General features: G+C 37.7%; 2 protein-coding genes. One reads left to right on the top strand and one right to left on the bottom strand.

The genetic code is table 11. The features are described 5' to 3' along the window. Positions 1-245 precede the first annotated feature (245 nt). Positions 246-1163, bottom strand: a complete 918-nt coding sequence (locus AC4MRQ_RS25525) for a hypothetical protein (protein WP_491200559.1) — start codon at positions 1161-1163, stop codon at positions 246-248. A 994-nt stretch (positions 1164-2157) separates the two neighbouring features. On the opposite strand from AC4MRQ_RS25525, the gene AC4MRQ_RS25520 reads away from it, so the two are divergent. Beyond that, the coding region (locus tag AC4MRQ_RS25520) for a peptidase associated/transthyretin-like domain-containing protein (protein ID WP_491200558.1) at positions 2158-2895 on the top strand (738 nt) is incomplete at its 3' end.

The raw sequence follows: 2895 nt of genomic DNA, 5'->3' as shown, positions 1-2895 counted from the left end.
TTTGAGGAGAGGACAGAGGTGAGGTGGTTTAAAAATGTTTACGCACTGATATATATTTAAATCATTCTATTTTACAATAAAGTGGGTAAAGGGTAGCTTCGCCAACGGGGAAATCCAATAGTTTATTGAATATTGCGCTATTGCGCATAGGATACTGAGTTCAATTTAAATTTTACATCAAACCCAGGTTATTAGTTTTCATCGGATATTAACTGCTCATTAACCTTGATGATCAATATATCCAACTATTCTTTTAAAGCATTGCTAATTGCTTCCGAATATTCTGCTACTTTATATCCATCCGGATTATTTAGCATCTCATTATATTCCCAGATAAAGCCGCCATCAACAAAGCGGGCATTTTTCTTTATCTTTTTATAGAATACATCGGGTGCATCTTTACTTCCGTCAGGACGCTGTGCCCATAATCCCATTGAGACCTTCATATCTCCAAATACGTTCCATCGATTAATGAAATACAAATTGGGCGCTCCTCCATCGTAACACTGAACATATACCCGGTCTATCAATCCAGGACTTTCTGCCTCCACCCTGTCAAATAAAGGTTTCCAAAATTCATCCAGATTGTTGTATGGTACAAAAGTGTGCCCGAAGCCTAACTTTTCAGTCATCAAGATAAACTCAGTTGTACTTTCTACATCAAAAGTCTTTTCATCATCGTGGTTAATGGCATCAGCCCCTGTTAACTCTTTTAAGGTTTGCCACCCCTTAAAAAGTGGGTTGTCTGGTGATTGACCATACTCTGCCATTAAACTACTGATATTTTCATAAGATGGCGAGCCCCAGGCACCCAGACAAATCTCAATTCGATTAATGGACGAAACTCCTTCCCGGTGAGCTTTTACATTTTCGGGCCATTCAGCTGGTCCGATATACTCGCCTTGGTTATTGATAATTGGCGTGTCGTTAAAATTCATTGAACCATCTTTATTGATGTGGATGGTAAATAAAACCAATGTTGTTAGTCCTGATTGTTTCAGATCCTCTATCTTATCATCGCCATACATGGCACTTGCATAAATAGCGCTATAAGGTTTTTCTTCAATTCCAACAGGAACATCTTTAACCAAAGTCCAGTATTTAGCAGCTCCTGCAATAATTACAGCAAGCACCAATAAAGCTAATATTCTTCCTTTTCTCATAATAGTATTTGATTAAATTCTTACTCAATAAAGGTTGGGTTACCCAAATGTATTGGAAGATTTAAAGATGGCAAACCCCAAACGCTCGTAATAAACAAAGTATCAATACATTTGAACAAGAGGAGACTAGTCAATAAGGTTTAACCCGCAATATGCATTAGAAAATCTATTCCGTGCTGATACTGCTGCCAATCCAGTCGCAAGCTGACTTGTTTCAACTCACCATAGCGGTGCTATGACTCGTCTCAACAAGTCCTTGATCGATGGTCTTTTACCGCAGAGGAAAGGAGAACACAGAGAAAGGTTAGAAACTGGGTTTCAAAAGTGCGGTAGCAGGTCAGACAAAGCTCACCTCGGTCCTCACCTCATGTTATTTAGTTAAGCCATCTTCCAACGCTCACCCTTTAGGGGTTTGGGGTAGTGGTGGCGAAATATTAAGAACATCAACTTTTCTTAGTTAAATAGCATTAAATAGGCCATCATTAAGAAGAAAGCAGACAATTGGAAAAACCTAGCTTGCTTTTACCCGAAACCTAGCATGGTTTTAATCCAAACCTAGTTAGGTTTTACATGAAACCTAAGCAGGTTTTAATCGAAACCAAGCTTGCTTTTTTAAGAAGGCTACTTTATCGCTTTTTTAAACCATACTTCATTACCTTCCATACATAAGCACAAACAACCTGCATACATATGTCCAAACGATTTATAAACTGTTGCTCCTCTTCTACTTTTGTACGTTTATCAACAAATACTGAGTGCTTATCAACATAAAAGAGCACGTTATTGCAAAAATTTTAATTTAGTATTCACTAATCGGAGATATAATCAATGCTTTCAGTACAAGACCATGCAGGGTATCTATGGAAAAGCAGCTATGTCAGGTAAGTGAGGATTGAATATAGGGAGATATAGTATAGCAAGAGAAAAGGATGATACAAGTAGTTTGCAAGTAAGTTAAACTGCATGTATAGTAGTGGTAACCCAAACAACGAAAATGAAAGCAAAAATAATTCTTTTACTAGGCATTTTATTAGCAATATGGAGTTGTAAGGAAGATGAGATAACCATAAATAATGGTGATCTCTATGTGACCGTTTATGCGAACTCCGAATATTCTAAAGCGCCGATAAAGGGTGCCAATATATTTACAGTCCCGGCTACAAAGCAAGCTATTACTGATGCATTTGGTACTATATTATTGACGGATTTAGAGCCTGCATCATATGAAATATATGCCAACCTCAATGGCTATGGTTCAGGAAAAGAAGTTGTGAGAATTAAGCCTGACTCATTAAAGAAGATTTCAATTTTTATAGAGGAGGGAGTAAGCACTGGTTTTACACCAGAGATTGAGGTCATCCTTCCGGGCAGTCCGGCTAACTTTGCATTTACTGAAAATATAGTTTTTTCACTAAACGTTGTTGACGATGATTCACAAGCTAATGATTTAGATGTCGTTATATCCAGTAATCTGGATGGCACACTTATAGAAACTCATCCTGATGCATCTAATAATGTTAAGTTCGAAACATCTGCATTATCAAGGGGTTTACATGAAATTACCATCAATGCCACTGATGCGGATGGTTACACAACTACCAAAATCATTGAAGTATCAACCATGGCCCCGGGCAATATCACTTTTGAGTCGGCCGTTACCAGTTCAGGAACTGTTGAATTGCAATGGCAAAAATATACTTTTGATGATTTTAACGGATATGAAGTCTTAAGA

It is taken from the genome of Carboxylicivirga sp. (genome assembly GCF_982718395.1).
The sequence above is the reverse complement of the archived record's forward strand: the minus strand, read 5'-3'. Positions and strand labels throughout refer to the sequence as shown.